We start from the raw sequence: 15,279 nt of genomic DNA on the forward strand, positions 1-15,279 counted from the left end.
AGGGATTTATGTTTAAAGCTTTAAGATTATTAGCTGCGCTGAGCACTTTGTTTCCCGGCTACGCGGAAATGGCGATAAAATGCTGTTAAAACGCTATGTCTGCAACATCATAACTCGGGCAAGCACCTTTTTGCGAAGTGATAAAACCTGCCAGTTTAGCGGCAAAAGTTAGACAGTCTTCAATGGTTTCACCAGCTAATTTCTTGCTTAAAAATGCAGCGAGAAAACTATCACCGCTACCAACGGTGTCAACTACTTCTACTTTCTCAGCTTTGTAGTCAATACTTTGTGTTGCGTTGTAGTAAGTGCCACCCTCAGCGCCTTTGGTAATTAGTATTTCCGAAAGGGCAAATTGCTCCATCAATGCTTTAACTACATTTTTTTCATCCGTCTGTTGCGTAAACCACTCGCCCAAAATCACAATCTCATTCTCGTTAAGCTTGGCGAAATCAGCTTTGCTCAGTAACTCGCTAATGGTTGCTTTATTGTAATGGGGTGCTCTTAAATTAACATCAAAAACAGAAAATTGAGCATGTTGTAACAAGCCCAGTAAAGTCTTTTTGCTTGCTTCGTTTCTAGCGGCTAAACTGCCGAAAACAAAAACATCAGCTGTGGCAATTTGCTTCTCAAAATTATCCTGCCAAGCAATAAAATCCCAAGCAGTGGGGTAGGTGATAGTATACACCATTTCGTTATTGGTTTTTACTTCGGCTAATACTTCACTAGTGCTGTGTTTTGAGTCAATCTGTATGTTTTCAGACGGAATGCCGATAGAAGAAACGAAGTTTGCCAGCTCTTTCCCTGCCTCATCGTCACCCACTCTGCTCATCAGCGAAGCATCAAGCCCCAATTTCCTTAAATGATAGGCAACGTTCATTGGTGCACCGCCAGCCAATCGCCCAGATGGTAAATTATCCCATAAAATTTCCCCGAAGCAAATAGCCTTTTTAGGATGAAGAAGATCGCTCATTAGTTACTGGTTTCTGATAAAATATCCTGCATTTGTTTGAGCTCCTCCACTTTTTCTGAAGCTCCCAGATTTTCGTAAGCCGAAATTAAATTTCTAATGATGCGACGAACAATCTCGGCATTGCTGCAAGGCGCATAAAAACCAGGCTGTGGTTCTAAATTCAGCTGACGTAAAAACTGGTCCACATCGTGCTTGCCAAAAATAGCTCCCTTGTTAAAGGCATTAATGTAAAAAAGTACTGCATGTTCACGATCTGGATTGCTTTCGTCAATATAACCCAAGATAAAGTGCTGCGGTAAATTCACCCCGTAAACCGGAATATCCAATTTTTGCGCAATAGTCGAATAGATAATCGCTAACGAAATTTGGTTGCCTTTTTTACTTTCCAGTACTTGGTTTAAATAAGAATTCTGCGGGTCGTGATGGTTTTTGGTATTGCCCACAAAGCCATATTGTCCGTAAAAAACGTGGTTAATCAGCTTAATTTTTTCGATAGAGCTCATTTCATACTGCAAACCAACCCAAATTTCCCTTTTAATTTCCTCAATTTGGTTAATAATCACTTGCTCATCTAAATCAGGAAACTGGTAACGATTGATGATTAACGCCCCTTGCAACAGGTCGAAAGCCCCACTTTGGTACCACAAATTAAGGTCTTGTTTAACATTCGTAAACTGAATAGTATGCACAATATTTTCAATACGCTCATGCATCATCGTATCTAACGATTTCTCCCAAGCGCTCTCCAAATGCAAAATAGCATCGTTGCCATACTCCAATAATTTCTCCTGCACATGCAAAAAAACCTCATTATCGGGGTCGTCCAACAATTTTACCAGCGCATCTATTTCCCTAACATTACTATCCTCTTTCATTTGCTATACCTTTCTATAACAATTATAGTGTTTTATGTTTTTCGAAAAGCAAAACTAGTTTTCCATCGGTTACTGTAGTTCCTTTTTCGTTTTAATCTTTTTGTTAAACTGGTGTCATCCTGAGCCTGTCGAAGGGTATTTCATCGCAGACAGATGCTTCGATTACTTCTTCCTACTTCTCTGGAAACTCAGCATGACAGGTTGTTTTAGGAATAAAAAACAAAAAGTGTTTCCACTTCTTCCGATAACTATCGGAACAGGTATTTTACAAAAACCTCTTCAAAAAAACTCCCATTCCAAACCATCATACTATAAAATCGTTATTACTGCTCGCTCTTCTTTTTACTTTTCACTTTTTACTTTATACTTTTGCCTACATGGTTCTACAATTTTTCGCCGATTACCTTAAACATCAGTTCACAGCTAAAACCAGACATGGTACACACTCGCCATTTGTTTATCAGCTCGCAGATGAGGTAATTTACGATTTTTCTGTAAAAAATGATTACAAAGAAATCGAAGCACAGCGAAAAAAACTTTTGAATGACCAACATTTAATCACGGTAACCGATTTAGGTGCTGGGTCTCATCTCAACAAAAATCGCACAAAGAAAGTTTCCCAAATTGCTAAGAATGCACTTAAGTCGCCACGTTTAGCGCAGTTAATTTATCGCTTGGCGGCCAATCATCAATCGGCCAACATCATAGAATTGGGCACCTGTTTGGGCATTACGTCGGCGTATCTTTCAAAAGCACAACCAGAAGCAAACGTATTAACGATAGAAGGTTGCCCGCAAACTGCAGAAGTTGCTTATCAAAACTTCCAAGAGCTTGATTTAAAAAATGTAGAACTGCAGGTTGGTAATTTCAATGATTTGCTTCCAAAAGCCATCGAAGAGCGAGAAACTTTAGATTTTGTTTACATCGACGGAAACCATACCAGAGAGGCAACCCTAAATTACTTCTACTGGTGTTTACCAAAAGTTACCGAAAACACCTTGCTCATTTTCGACGATATTTATTGGAGCGAAGGCATGAAACAAGCTTGGGAAGAAATCAAAAATCATCCTCAAGTAACCATTACTGTAGATTTGTTTTGGATAGGTTTGGTTTACTTCCGTAAAGGAAAAGCCAAAGAAAATTTTAAATTGAAGTTTTAATTTACAATTCTCCAGGTCTGTAAGTTCTTTCCACGTGGTTTAAAATATCTTCCCTATAAAAAAGCACATCTTTAAACTCGCCTTTGGCGTACATTTCTGCTTGGTCGTTAAAATGTTTCGAAGTTGGGTCGCCACTGTTACCGCCAGCTAAAATAGACTTCGCTTTTATTTTTGGGCCAAACTCTACAGCACAAACAAAACTGTTACCGCTGTAGCCATAACGTTTATTGGTGCCGAACTGGTTGCTGCGATAAGAAGGCAGCTGCCCCCATATTGCCGAGCCGAAAGCTACAGGGAAACTAGGCGCAGCATCGTCATATTTCTCGTTGATTGCACCTGTTGTGCGCTGAAAACGATTGACTTCTCCCCAAGGCATTTGCCACTTGCCAAAACGTTTGTTCAAATCATCCATGGTAGTTTTTAGTGGTTGGAGCAGAGCTTCTGCTTTTGCGGTTTTGGCAAAGTCAATGGTTTTGGCCACTTGATCCTTTTCGCCTTGGTTAACATACACATTTTGTATACTTCTGCTTAAACGAGGTGCCCATTCCATAGCTAAAGTAGCGGCTACAGAAGAAGTGGATGAATGATAATCCCATTTTTTCAGCTCTGCAATAGGTTCTTTTAAGCTCGCTTTTAAAGGACTTTCAGTAGGGATTTGCTCATAAGCTTTGATGAGCGCAGGTACTAATATTTCGAATGCAGGTAAATAAGTGTCGTAACCCATAGCAATAACACCATCTAAATCGTACTTACTAGGCTTGTTCAATAACCTTAATGCTGCTACACCTCTAAAGTTTTCACCATCTGGTGCCATATAAGTTGGGTAGCTCGTTTTTTTCGGACTGTTGCCTCCAGCTGCCGTAAAAGGAGTGGAGTTGCAATTTTGCAGCCAACCATTGCTCGGGTTGTAAATGTGTATGCTCTCACTTACCGGATGCAAACCTTGCCAAGCAGTTGCCGATGTAGTTGCATCTACAGGTTCGCTCCAATTATATGCCGTATCTCTTTTGGGAATAAAATTACCATGCCAATAAGCAATGTTTCCCTTTGCGTCAGCATAAACCGTATTGTTTGATGCATTGGCAGTTAAATCCATTGCTTTTTGATAATCCTCGAAGCTTTTAGATTTGGTGCGTACCCAACTTTGCAATAAACTTTGAGGATTTTGGTTCTGGTGTTTCAGGCTAATCCATTTACCATCTCTCATGGCCATTATTGGACCGTTATGCGTAAAGTAGGTTTCAAATTTTTTGGTTTTAAGAGCACCATTTTCTAGATATTTAATCTCGATTTCTTTAATTCCTATTGGATAAAGTTTTTTGTCGAAAGTATAATAGGTGGTTTTATTAAACTTGGTGATTTTTTCGATATACATATCGGCAACATCCACATTGTTTGAGGTATGCATCCAACCACAAAATTCATTAAAACCTTGATAGATAAAAAACTGTCCCCAAGTTACGGCTCCATAAGCGTTCAACCCTTCTTCGCTTTGCATGTGTATCTCGGGTCTAAAGTAAAAGGTAGTATGCGGATTGATGTACAGCATGGCATTGCCAGTTTTACTCATTTTAGGCGCAAAGGCAAATCCGTTAGAACCACTAAACTGGTCGCGAATTTGAGGGATGTAACCCGTTGGTGGGTGTTCGTTGGTGTAGAATTTTTTAAGCTCTGCTATGGTCAAATTACCTGTGCTGATAGCGCCGATACTGCCATCTGTCCATAGAAATGGATACCAAGGTTTAAATTTGGTGAGTAGGGCAGGCTTAACCTTTGGGTTTTTATAGAGATAAAAGTTGATGCCGTCTGCATAAGCCTCTAACAGCTTTTTCATCCATGGCTCTGCTTTTTTATAATCGTTGATGGCTTGCGTACTGTCTATCAATAATCGGATTTGTAAATCGTTATACAGCGTTTTTTCTCCTTCAATTTCCGAAAGTCTGCCAAGTTTTTCGATATAGTTGAGTTCTATACGTTTAAAATCATCCTCACATTGAGCGTATAACATCCCAAAAACGGCATCTGCATCAGTTTTGCCGTAAATATGGGCAATGCCCCATTTATCTCTAATGATTTCTATTTGTTGCGCTTGCTTGATCCAATCGCCTATTTCTTTCGAACTGGGTTCCTGTGCCAGTACGAAAATTGGAAGAGAGAGAAAAAATAAAAGGAAACAGTTTTTCATCAGTTGAGGATTAACTTAAACTAAAAATTAATTGAAATTAACAAAATCTGCTCAAAGATGTTTGCAGGTATCTTAGATGCTACAGTGACTAAAATGCCTCAGCAAAGCTGATATAAAAACCACTTTGGCGTTTTTCGTTGGTACGTTTCTCACCAATACCATAATCTAAGCGTACACTCAAACCTTTTGCTGGGTCAAAGAAATAACGACCACCGATACCATAATTTGGTTTGAAATTTTTAAGCAGTTGAGTCTCCTCATTGGCAAAAACTTTTCCTGCACCACCAAAAACAATCATTCCCAATCTTTCCATAAAACGATACCTGATTTCCGCTTGAGCTGCCAATAGGTTTTCATCTCTGTAACGACCGCCATAATAGCCTCGCATCATTTCATCATTGCCCATTTGAGGCAACAAGTAAAATGAGGTATTGCTACTTTGTACCGTATGGTATAATCCTTGAACACCTAACACAATTTTTGGTGCTAAAGACCAGAAATTACGAACATTGACCTTGATTTGGCTCCCAGTAAAATTGTTGCCACCAAATATTGCAGGCGCATACTGATAACTGATACGACCGAAAAAACCTTTTGTAGGGTAATTGTTAGAGTTTCTAGTGTCGTAACTTTGTGATAAGCCCACAAATAAAACCGAACCACCATCTTTGTCACGCAAACTGTTGTTGAAAACACCGCCAACTTCTTGGTCGGTGAATTTGTAATTCTCAAAACCGATAGATACCCCTGTGTAAGTATTTTTGGCGAAAGCTTTTTCAGCATCAAATTGAACTTTCACCATTCTTTGTACCAACTTATCTTCGTCAATATGTGAAGTGTTGTTGCCAATGCCATAAAAGTTAAATGGCATATTTCTAAAGCGTATTTCACCTATAAAATGATAGTCGTTGCGCTTGGTCCAAGCATCACCACGTAAGGTAACATTGTATGTTTTTTTGGTAGAGTAAGAAGCTGCGCCGAAAAAATTGGAACTGCGATTATTGGTATCTGCTTTGTCTACATAAAATGAGTAAATACTTCCCAAACCAAATTCGAAGCCAGTTTCTTGTGCGTATCCGAATACGGGGATAGGCATAAAGCTAGCTTTACGGGTAGTATCTTTTTCATTGGAGAAAATTCTCTCGATAAGTTTCTTTTGAGCAAAGCTGGTGTTAGCTAAGCAAAAGATAACAACCGTAAGTGCTAATTTTTTCATTACCTACAAAGTAAATGAATTTCTGTGGATTAGGGTAATCTTGATTTTTCTTATTAAATCATTGCAAGAAGCTTTTTGGAAATGCTAGGAGGGAACTTTAGACGTAGAGATGACTTTGCCTACTAAACCGGATGGTAGCGGAAAGCCCGCAAACGAGTGTAGCGAGTGCGGACTTGTAGCGTACAGCCGGACTTTCTGTAAATAATATCACTGTCACTGCTTTTCAAAAAAAATATCAACTGAAGGTTTGTCTCTGCTAAATCTGCGGTTCAAATCTGCGTACATCATCGGGAAAAGAATTAACACTTCATTCTTAGATGTTTTAAAAAAAAAATAATTAATCCTTCGAAACAAAAAGCTTAAATAAAAAATTAATATTCTGCTTGCATAATAAAAATCAATTCTATAGATTTGTTATGCAAGCATAGTAATTTGATGAAGCAGAAAGAAACCGTAGATTATTTCCTTAAGGTGGTTTGGCAAAATGTGTCGAACACTTACAACCAAGTCGCAGCTGGATTTGGCATTACACAGGCCATTGGCTATATGCTCATTAATATTGAGGCAGAAGGCACGGCTGTTTCTGCCTTGGCCGGATTGCTCGGTGTAAAAGCTACCAGTTTATCAAGAATGCTAAACAATATGGAAGAATCGGGGTTGATTTATAGAGAGACTTCCGAAGGAGATAAGCGTTCGGTAAAGGTTTATTTAACGCCCTTTGGAATAGAAAAAAGAAAGCTTGCCCGTGATGTGGTGATTTCTTTTAACGAGTACTTAAATGAGAAAATAAGTGCCAAAGAAAGAGAGCAATTGATTTCCACTTTAGAAAAAATTAACCAGTTAACATTGGCTTATCCGCCAGCAAAAAAATAATAATGAACAAAAGCATAACGAAAGTAGCAGTTTTAGGATCAGGTATTATGGGTTCCCGTATTGCCTGCCACTTTGCTAATATTGGAGTAGAAGTCTTATTGTTAGATATTGCAGCTAAGGCTACAGAAGAAGAACAACAAAGTCCTCAGCAAAAAAATAAAATCGTAAATGAGGCTTTGCAAGCTGCGGTGAAGAGTAATCCGTCACCTATTTATTCGCAAAAAGTAGTACAGAAAATTAGCACTGGAAATTTCGATGACGATATGTCGAAAATTGCTGCGTACGACTGGGTGATAGAAGTGGTAGTGGAGAACTTGGATATCAAAAAGAAAGTTTTTGAGCAGATAGAGCAATATCGTAAACCTGGTTCGTTGATTACTTCAAACACTTCGGGCATTCCAATTCATTTAATGGCCGAAGGCAGAAGCGAAGATTTCAAAGCAAATTTCTGCGGTACGCACTTTTTTAATCCGCCACGTTATTTGAGGTTGTTGGAGATTATTCCAACGCCGCATACTAAGCCCGAGGTTGTAGATTTCTTGATGCACTATGGAGATAAATTCTTAGGAAAAACTACCGTGTTGTGTAAAGATACGCCAGCTTTTATTGCCAATAGGGTTGGGGTTTATTCTATAATGGCTTTGTTGCATTCGGTAGAAAAATTAGATTTAACCGTTGAGGAAGTAGATAAATTTACCGGTCCAGCCTTGGGCAGACCAAAATCGGCTACTTTCCGTACATCGGATGTGGTTGGTTTAGATACCATGATGAAAGTGGCTAAAGGTTTGTACGATAATGTGCCGAATGATAAAGCACACGATTTGTTCAAATTGCCAGCCTACGTTGAAAAAATGGCAGAGAACAATTGGTTGGGCGATAAAACCAAACAAGGTTTCTACAAAAAAATAAAAAATGCAGAGGGTAAGAGTGAGATTTTAGCGCTCGACCTAAAAACTTTAGAATACAAACCTCAGCAAAAAATCAAATCAGCTACGCTGGAAATGACTAAAAACATTGACAAGGTAGCCGACAGAATGAAAGTTTTTGCTGCGGGAAAAGATAAGGCGGGCGAATTGTTTCGCACTTCTTTCTTCGGATTGTTCGAATATGTTTCGGACCGTATTCCCGAAATTGCGGATGAGCTTTACAAAATTGATGACGCTATGCGTGCTGGTTTTGGCTGGGAGCTTGGTCCGTTTGAAGTTTGGGATGCAGTTGGCGTAGCCGATGCCATTGAGGGAATGAAAAAATATGGCAACGAACCTGCAGGCTGGGTAACCGAGATGTTGGCTGCAGGGCACACGTCTTTCTACAAATTGGAAGATGGCGTGAAGAAATACTACGATATTCCTTCGAAGACTTACAAGGAAATTCCAGGCACAGCCGATTTTATTATTCTTGAGAACTTAAAAGCAAACAATAAGGTACTTTACAAAAATGCTGGCGCTTCTATCATTGATTTAGGCGATGGTATCTTGAATGTAGAGTTCCACTCGAAAATGAACACTATTGGTGGCGATACTTTAACGGCAATCAACAAAGCGATTGATATGGCGGAGAAAGATTACCGTGGCGTGGTGATTGGAAATGATGGCGCTAATTTTTCTGCTGGTGCCAACGTGGGTATGATTTTCATGATGGCGGTAGAGCAGGAATGGGATGAATTGAATATGGCGGTGAAGCTATTCCAAAACACTTCAATGCGTATTCGCTACTCCTCAGTTCCTGTAGTGGTGGCTCCTCATAACCTAACTTTAGGCGGTGGTTGCGAGTTTAGTTTACATGCCGACCACGTTCAGTTAAGTGCCGAAACTTATATGGGCTTGGTAGAGTTTGGCGTGGGTGTAATTCCAGGAGGTGGCGGTTCTAAAGAGTTTGCCTTAAGAGCATCTGATGAATTTGCAGATGACCAGATTGTACAAAATGCGTTAAAAAATCGCTTCTTAACCATTGGTATGGCGAAAGTGTCAACCTCTGCAGTAGAAGCGTATGAGTTGGGTTATTTGCAAAAAGATAAATACTCAATTAGCATGAATAGAAGCCGCTTAATTGCCGACGCCAAAGCTAAAGCAATCGAATTAGCCGACGCAGGTTACACCAAACCAGTTCAGCGTAAAAATATTAAGGTGTTAGGTAAGCAAGGTTTAGGCATTGTTTACGCAGGTGCAAATACCATGTACTCGGGTAACTACATCTCTGAACACGATAAGAAAATCTCTGAAAAATTAGGTTGGGTAATGTGCGGTGGCGATTTATCTTCTCCAACGGAAGTAACAGAACAATACCTATTGGATTTGGAAAGGGAAGCCTTTTTATCGCTTTGCGGAGAGCGGAAAACTTTGGAAAGGATACAAAGCATTGTGACGAAGGGGAAACCGTTGAGAAACTAGGGGAGCAGGGAATAAGGAGTAAAGAATAAAGACAGGATGCATAATTTTAGACAGTTGCAAACTTGGAAAGAAGGAATGGAGGTGACCAAACAGGTTTATCTACTTTTAGCGAAGTTTCCACCTTCGGAGAAATTTGGTCTAATCTCTCAAATTTCTAGATGTGCCGTTTCTGTTCCTTCTAATATTGCAGAAGGTTCGTCGAGGTCATCGAATAAGGAGTTTGCACATTTTTTATCCATCGCTTTAGGTTCTTTGTTTGAGTTGGAAACGCAACTTTTATTATCAGCAGAATTAGCAATTGTGAATTCTATTGATGTAGAACCGATTATAGCAGACCTTATTCAGTTACAAAAGAAGATAACAGTTTTTAGAAAAACATTGAATTAGAAGTATTGGTTAAGGCGCTTGGTCTTTATTCCTTGTTCCTTGATCTTTAATCCAAAAAAAATGGAAGCATACATAATAGCAGGACTTAGAACAGCCGTAGGTAAAGCACCTCGTGGTGTATTTCGTTTTACAAGAGCTGATGATTTGGCAGCCGATGTAATTAGACAATTGGTAGCATCGGTGCCGAATTTAGATAAAGAGCAAATTGATGACGTGATTGTGGGGAATGCCACTCCAGAAGCAGAACAAGGCTTGAACATCGGTCGTATGATTAGCTTAATGGGCTTGGACACCGACAAAGTTCCAGGAGTTACGGTAAACAGATATTGTGCATCAGGTTTAGAAACCATTGCCACTGCGGTAGCTAAAATTAAGGCCGGCATGGCCGATTGTATCATCGCCGGTGGTGTAGAAGTAATGTCGGGAATGCCATTTGGTGGTTGGAAATTAGTGCCAAACCCAGATGTAGCTAAGACTAACCCAGATTGGTATTGGGGAATGGGGTTAACGGCAGAAGCGGTAGCAAAAGAATACAATGTAAGTAGAGAAAACCAAGATGAGTTTGCTTTTCAATCGCACATGAAGGCTATTGAAGCAATCAAGAATGGTCATTTGAAAGCTGGTGTCGCTGCGATTACGGTAAACGAAACTTATTTAGATGACCAACTGAAAAAGAAAACTAAATCTTACGTGGTGGATACCGATGAAGGTCCGAGAGCGGATACTACGATTGAACGTTTAGCAAAGCTGAAACCAGTTTTTGCGGCTAATGGATGTATAACAGCAGGTAATTCTTCACAAACTTCTGATGGAGCTGCATTTGTGTTAGTGGTTTCTGAACAAAAAATGAAAGAATTGGGTGCAGAGCCAATTGCTCGTTTAGTGAGTTACGGAGTAGCTGGTGTGCCTCCAAGAATTATGGGTATTGGTCCAATTGAGGCAATTCCAAAAGCACTAAAACAAGCTGGTTTGCAACAAGACGAAATTGGCTTGATTGAACTGAACGAAGCTTTTGCCTCGCAGTCTTTGGCCATCATTAGAACCTTAGGTTTAGATCAAAGTAAAATCAATGTAAATGGAGGTGCAATTGCTTTAGGTCACCCGCTGGGTTGTACTGGAGCTAAACTTTCGGTGCAGTTATTTAACGAAGCCAAACGAAGAAATGAAAAGTACGGCATGGTAACGATGTGTGTAGGAACAGGACAGGGAGCAGCGGGGATATTTGAGATAATGTAGTATCGAGATATGAGTATTGAGTATCAAGAACGACAAAATGCTAATTTATAAATCGCCAATAATTTTAGAGATAACTCAAAATTTGAATTATATATAAGTCTCGATACTTGATGCTCTCTACTTAATACTAAAAAAAATCATGCACAATTTTAAAGATTTAAAGGTTTGGCAAAAATCTATTGATTTAGCGGTTGAGGTTTACCAAGCTATGGCATCCTTGCCAGCAGACGAAAAATTTGGGTTGATATCACAAATGAAACGATGTTCAGTTTCAATTCCATCAAATATAGCAGAAGGCGCAGGTAGAGGGAGTAATGCACAATTCAAACATTTTTTGACGATAGGTCAGGGTTCTGCATTTGAATTAGAAACACAACTAATTGTTTCGAACAGATTGGGTTTGTTGAATGACAAATCCGCTAATGAATTAATTGACAAAACCGAAGAAGTACAAAAAATGATATATTCTTTAGAACGAAAACTAATTTAAATTAAACACTGCGACGCTTGGGTTTACAAACTATGTCTTGATACTCGATACTCGCTACTAGATACTAAATAAAATGAAAGCAACAATCAAAGGCGGAGAATTCTTAATTAAGGAAACTTCTTATCACGATGTATTTATTCCAGAAGAGTTTGATGAAGAGCAGCAAATGATTGCGCAGACTTGTCGCGATTTTTTAACTGCCGAAGTTTATCCAAACTTAGAGAAATTAGACAGTCATGCAGACCCAGAGTTAATGCCGACTCTGTTAACCAAAGCTGGCGAACTGGGTATCTTAGGTGTTTCGGTGCCTGAAGAATACGGAGGTTTTGGGAAAAACTTCAATACTTCGATGTTGGTGGCTGATGTAGTTGGCGCCGGACATTCATTCGCAGTAGCTTTATCGGCACATACGGGAATTGGAACCTTGCCAATTTTGTATTACGGTAATGAAGAGCAGAAAGCAAAATACATTCCTAAATTGGGAACAGGTGAGTGGAAAGCAGCTTATTGCTTAACCGAACCCAATTCAGGTTCTGATGCAAACTCTGGAAAAACAAAAGCTAAACTGAGCGATGATGGTAAACATTACATCATTAACGGGCAAAAAATGTGGATCACCAACGGTGGATTTGCAGATATCTTTATCGTTTTTGCGAAGATTGACGATGATGAAAACTTGACAGCATTTATCGTAGAACGTGATTTCGGTGGCATTACCATGAACCCAGAAGAACATAAAATGGGTATTAAAGGTTCGTCTACCCGTCAGGTATTTTTTAATGATTGCCCAGTACCAGTAGAAAACATGCTGAGCGACCGTCAGAACGGGTTCAAAATTGCGGTAAACATATTAAACATTGGTCGTATCAAACTTTCGGCGGCGGCAATTGGTGCTTCAAAAGCAACCATTAGTACGGCGGTAAATTATGCCAACGAGCGTCAACAGTTTGGAAGGTCTATTTCTAAATACGGAGCTATTCGCTATAAAATCGCCGAGATGGCAGCTAAAGTTTATGCCGTAGATGCAGCAAACTATCGTGCTGGACAAAACATTGATGATACTTACGATGCTTTAGTAGCTGATGGAATGGAGCCGGGTAAGGCAAAACTGAAATCGGTAGAGCAATTTGCAGTAGAATGTGCCATTTTGAAAGTTTGGGGCTCGGAAGCGTTAGATTATGTGGTGGATGAAGGTGTACAAATTTACGGTGGTATGGGCTACAGTGCAGATGCGCCAATGGACAGAGCCTATCGCGATGCCCGTATCAACAGAATTTTTGAAGGTACGAACGAGATTAACCGTTTGCTAACTGTAGATATGATGCTGAAACGTGCCATGAAAGGCGAGTTAGATTTAATGGGCCCAGCAACTGCGGTAGCAAACGAATTAATGTCAATTCCAGATTTTGGTGAAGAAGATGATACTTTATTTGCGGCAGAGAAAAAGACCTTGCAAAATTTAAAGAAAGCAACGTTAATGGTGGCTGGCGCTGCGGTGCAAAAATTGATGATGAGCCTCAGCAAAGAGCAAGAAATCTTGATGAACATCGCCGATATGGCAAGTTATGTTTATGTGGCTGAATCAGCAATGCTACGTACAGAAAAGTTGGTGAGCTTAAAAGGCGAAGCAGCAGCTAAAGGCCAATTAGATTTAATGCGCATTTATTTTGTAGAAGCAGTTGATGGCGTGGCTAAAGCAGGTAAAGAAGCGCTTTGGGCATTTGGTGAAGGCGATGAATTACGTATGATGCTGGTTGGCTTGCGTAGATTTACGAAGATGGAGCCTTTCAATGTAAAACAAGCCCGTCAAAATGTAGCGCAGCAAGTGATCGAAGCGAATAAGTATATTTTTTAGGGATTAGTTGCTAGATATTAGGAGCTAGGTTTAAAGCTTGGATAATTTTATTCCAAGCTTTAAACCTTTTTTATTTCGGGGCATCCCACCCTAATCCCTAATCCCTAATCCCTAATCCCTAATCCCTAATCCCTAATCCCTAATCCCTAATCCCTAATCCCTAATCCCTAATCCCTAAATCCCTAAAAAACTGTTAAATTTGGTTAAATATTGTAGCATCGGGTTTAAAAGTTTATTTTTGCTGAATGAAGTTAAAAACTAGGCTATTACTGATGCTAGTTATGATTGCCACAGTAATCGGTTCTTGTAGTAAGGATAATTATAATGCCGAGGAGCAAGCTGCGAAAGATGAAGCTCTAATTGTAGAATTTATTGCTAAAAATAACATTCCGGCTGTGAGACACAGTTCTGGCTTGTATTATCAGATTATTACACCTGGTGAAGGTGCTAGTGTGACTGCCGCTTCTACTGTTGGGGTAGTTTATACAGGTAAATTGCTGGATGGAACTCAGTTCGACCAAGCCACTTCTACCGTAAGATTTCCTTTAACGGGAGTAATTCCTGCTTGGACTATCGGAGTGCCTTTAATTAAAGTTGGCGGACGTATCAGATTAATTAGTCCATCTACTTTAGCTTATGGAAATCAATCTCCAGGCGCAGGGATCCCTAAAAATGCCGTTTTAGACTTTACTATCGATTTACATAATGCACAATAAAAATTTAATGCGTAAAATAACTACATACATCGTGGCACTTTTTAGTGTTTTGGTGATTTTTTCTTCTTGTAAAAAGGAGTATGAAAGTATCGAAAGTATAGATGAAGCCAAAATAAAGGACTATATTGCTAAAAATAACCTACAAAATGTTGAGCCTGATGGAACCGGCGCTTATTATAAAGTTGTTGAGCAAGGAGCAGGAACGGTAGAAAACTTTAAAAATACTGATCTTGTATTTTATAACATTACAGTTAAGTCACTTTTAAGCGGAACGCAGTATCTTGAGTCACCGACTTATACTAATTTAAGCAACTATGTTGGTTATTTAAATTCTTTTTACAATAGTTCACTGTCTTCAACTTCTTATAATATACCTACTATCAGGACCGCTGTATTAGCATTAAAACCAGGAGGCACTGTGAGGGTAATATTGCCTTCTCACTTAGCTTTTGGTAAAAATGGAGCTGGCACCATTCCTTCGAATGAAATAATTGATTTATATATTAAAACGAGTACTTATAAAACTCAAGCCGAATTGGATGATAATAGAATTATAACTTTTTTGGCAGCTAATAATATTACTAATGCTGTAAAACATTCGTCTGGTGTTTATTATCAGGAGCTAACTCCAGGTACTGGAACGGAAGTTATTGATGAACATTCTACACTTGTAGTTAAATATGCTGGAAAATTATTAGATGGAACACAATTTGATGCTGGAGATTCATTTTCTACCAAGCTTACTGATGTAATAGAAGGTTGGGGTAAAGTTCTTCCATTATTTAAGCAAGGAGCTAAAGTTAGAATATTCATTCCTTCGGGATTAGGTTATGGTGTTTCTGGTAGTGGTCCTATTCCTCCAAATGCTGTACTTGATTTTACTATAGATATTACGACAGTTACTAATAATTAATAAAAAAAAAAAG

13 protein-coding genes are annotated in these 15,279 nt (G+C 39.2%); 9 read left to right on the plus strand and 4 right to left on the minus strand.

Going from position 1 to position 15,279, the window contains the following annotated elements:
* Positions 1 to 85 precede the first annotated feature (85 nt).
* Both CRO54_RS13315 and CRO54_RS13320 read right to left on the minus strand, forming a co-directional pair.
* On the minus strand, positions 86 to 970 hold the full coding sequence (locus CRO54_RS13315; protein WP_097132571.1) for a carbohydrate kinase family protein: 885 nt from the start codon (positions 968 to 970) through the stop codon (positions 86 to 88).
* Complete coding sequence (locus tag CRO54_RS13320; protein ID WP_097132572.1) at positions 970 to 1,845, minus strand: transglutaminase-like domain-containing protein; 876 nt, start codon at positions 1,843 to 1,845, stop codon at positions 970 to 972. Before CRO54_RS13320 ends, CRO54_RS13315 begins: the two co-directional genes overlap by 1 nt.
* 377 nt (positions 1,846 to 2,222) lie before the next feature.
* Here CRO54_RS13320 and CRO54_RS13325 point away from each other — a divergent pair, with 377 nt between their 5' ends.
* Positions 2,223 to 3,005: an O-methyltransferase gene (locus CRO54_RS13325; RefSeq protein WP_097132573.1), complete on the plus strand. Its 783-nt coding sequence runs from the start codon at positions 2,223 to 2,225 to the stop codon at positions 3,003 to 3,005.
* A gap of 1 nt (position 3,006) precedes the next feature.
* Here CRO54_RS13325 and CRO54_RS13330 read toward each other — a convergent pair whose 3' ends face one another.
* Both CRO54_RS13330 and CRO54_RS13335 read right to left on the minus strand, forming a co-directional pair.
* Positions 3,007 to 5,190 (minus strand): penicillin acylase family protein, encoded by a 2,184-nt coding sequence (locus tag CRO54_RS13330; RefSeq protein ID WP_097132574.1) that lies wholly within the window; start codon positions 5,188 to 5,190, stop codon positions 3,007 to 3,009.
* An 88-nt stretch (positions 5,191 to 5,278) separates the two neighbouring features.
* The gene (locus CRO54_RS13335; protein ID WP_097132575.1) at positions 5,279 to 6,406 is read right to left on the minus strand and encodes a BamA/TamA family outer membrane protein; all 1,128 of its coding nucleotides are present in this window, start codon (positions 6,404 to 6,406) and stop codon (positions 5,279 to 5,281) included.
* A gap of 435 nt (positions 6,407 to 6,841) precedes the next feature.
* Between CRO54_RS13335 and CRO54_RS13340 the strand changes: the two genes are divergently transcribed.
* From CRO54_RS13340 to CRO54_RS13375, 8 genes are all read left to right on the plus strand, one after another.
* Positions 6,842 to 7,279, plus strand: coding sequence for a MarR family winged helix-turn-helix transcriptional regulator (locus CRO54_RS13340; RefSeq protein ID WP_097132576.1), 438 nt, complete (start codon positions 6,842 to 6,844; stop codon positions 7,277 to 7,279).
* Positions 7,280 to 7,281: 2 nt separating this feature from the next.
* Positions 7,282 to 9,669, plus strand: coding sequence for a 3-hydroxyacyl-CoA dehydrogenase/enoyl-CoA hydratase family protein (locus tag CRO54_RS13345; protein ID WP_171047911.1), 2,388 nt, complete (start codon positions 7,282 to 7,284; stop codon positions 9,667 to 9,669).
* Between the two features lie 36 nt (positions 9,670 to 9,705).
* Positions 9,706 to 10,056, plus strand: a complete 351-nt coding sequence (locus CRO54_RS13350; RefSeq protein WP_097132578.1) for a four helix bundle protein — start codon at positions 9,706 to 9,708, stop codon at positions 10,054 to 10,056.
* A gap of 60 nt (positions 10,057 to 10,116) precedes the next feature.
* Positions 10,117 to 11,292, plus strand: a complete 1,176-nt coding sequence (locus tag CRO54_RS13355; RefSeq protein ID WP_097132579.1) for an acetyl-CoA C-acyltransferase — start codon at positions 10,117 to 10,119, stop codon at positions 11,290 to 11,292.
* 139 nt (positions 11,293 to 11,431) lie between these two features.
* A complete protein-coding gene (locus CRO54_RS13360; protein WP_097132580.1) occupies positions 11,432 to 11,782 on the plus strand; it encodes a four helix bundle protein in 351 nt (116 codons plus the stop codon).
* A gap of 73 nt (positions 11,783 to 11,855) precedes the next feature.
* On the plus strand, positions 11,856 to 13,637 hold the full coding sequence (locus CRO54_RS13365; RefSeq protein ID WP_097132581.1) for an acyl-CoA dehydrogenase family protein: 1,782 nt from the start codon (positions 11,856 to 11,858) through the stop codon (positions 13,635 to 13,637).
* Between the two features lie 281 nt (positions 13,638 to 13,918).
* Positions 13,919 to 14,353: an FKBP-type peptidyl-prolyl cis-trans isomerase gene (locus CRO54_RS13370; protein ID WP_097133093.1), complete on the plus strand. Its 435-nt coding sequence runs from the start codon at positions 13,919 to 13,921 to the stop codon at positions 14,351 to 14,353.
* Positions 14,354 to 14,360: 7 nt separating this feature from the next.
* Positions 14,361 to 15,266 carry an FKBP-type peptidyl-prolyl cis-trans isomerase gene (locus tag CRO54_RS13375; protein ID WP_171047912.1) on the plus strand — a complete coding sequence of 302 codons (906 nt, stop codon included), beginning with the start codon at positions 14,361 to 14,363 and terminating at the stop codon, positions 15,264 to 15,266.
* The last annotated feature ends 13 nt before the right edge of the window (positions 15,267 to 15,279 follow it).

Origin of the sequence: Pedobacter xixiisoli, from assembly GCF_900215335.1 — a bacterium.
Taxonomy (GTDB): Bacteria; Bacteroidota; Bacteroidia; order Sphingobacteriales; family Sphingobacteriaceae; genus Pedobacter; species Pedobacter xixiisoli.

Coding starts and splice junctions, on each gene's coding strand:
- CRO54_RS13315 (WP_097132571.1), bottom strand. CDS start 970: ATGAGCGATCTTCTTCATCCTAAAAAGGCTATTTGCTTCGGGGAAATT.
- CRO54_RS13320 (WP_097132572.1), bottom strand. CDS start 1,845: ATGAAAGAGGATAGTAATGTTAGGGAAATAGATGCGCTGGTAAAATTG.
- CRO54_RS13325 (WP_097132573.1), top strand. CDS start 2,223: ATGGTTCTACAATTTTTCGCCGATTACCTTAAACATCAGTTCACAGCT.
- CRO54_RS13330 (WP_097132574.1), bottom strand. CDS start 5,190: ATGAAAAACTGTTTCCTTTTATTTTTTCTCTCTCTTCCAATTTTCGTA.
- CRO54_RS13335 (WP_097132575.1), bottom strand. CDS start 6,406: ATGAAAAAATTAGCACTTACGGTTGTTATCTTTTGCTTAGCTAACACC.
- CRO54_RS13340 (WP_097132576.1), top strand. CDS start 6,842: ATGAAGCAGAAAGAAACCGTAGATTATTTCCTTAAGGTGGTTTGGCAA.
- CRO54_RS13345 (WP_171047911.1), top strand. CDS start 7,282: ATGAACAAAAGCATAACGAAAGTAGCAGTTTTAGGATCAGGTATTATG.
- CRO54_RS13350 (WP_097132578.1), top strand. CDS start 9,706: ATGCATAATTTTAGACAGTTGCAAACTTGGAAAGAAGGAATGGAGGTG.
- CRO54_RS13355 (WP_097132579.1), top strand. CDS start 10,117: ATGGAAGCATACATAATAGCAGGACTTAGAACAGCCGTAGGTAAAGCA.
- CRO54_RS13360 (WP_097132580.1), top strand. CDS start 11,432: ATGCACAATTTTAAAGATTTAAAGGTTTGGCAAAAATCTATTGATTTA.
- CRO54_RS13365 (WP_097132581.1), top strand. CDS start 11,856: ATGAAAGCAACAATCAAAGGCGGAGAATTCTTAATTAAGGAAACTTCT.
- CRO54_RS13370 (WP_097133093.1), top strand. CDS start 13,919: ATGATTGCCACAGTAATCGGTTCTTGTAGTAAGGATAATTATAATGCC.
- CRO54_RS13375 (WP_171047912.1), top strand. CDS start 14,361: ATGCGTAAAATAACTACATACATCGTGGCACTTTTTAGTGTTTTGGTG.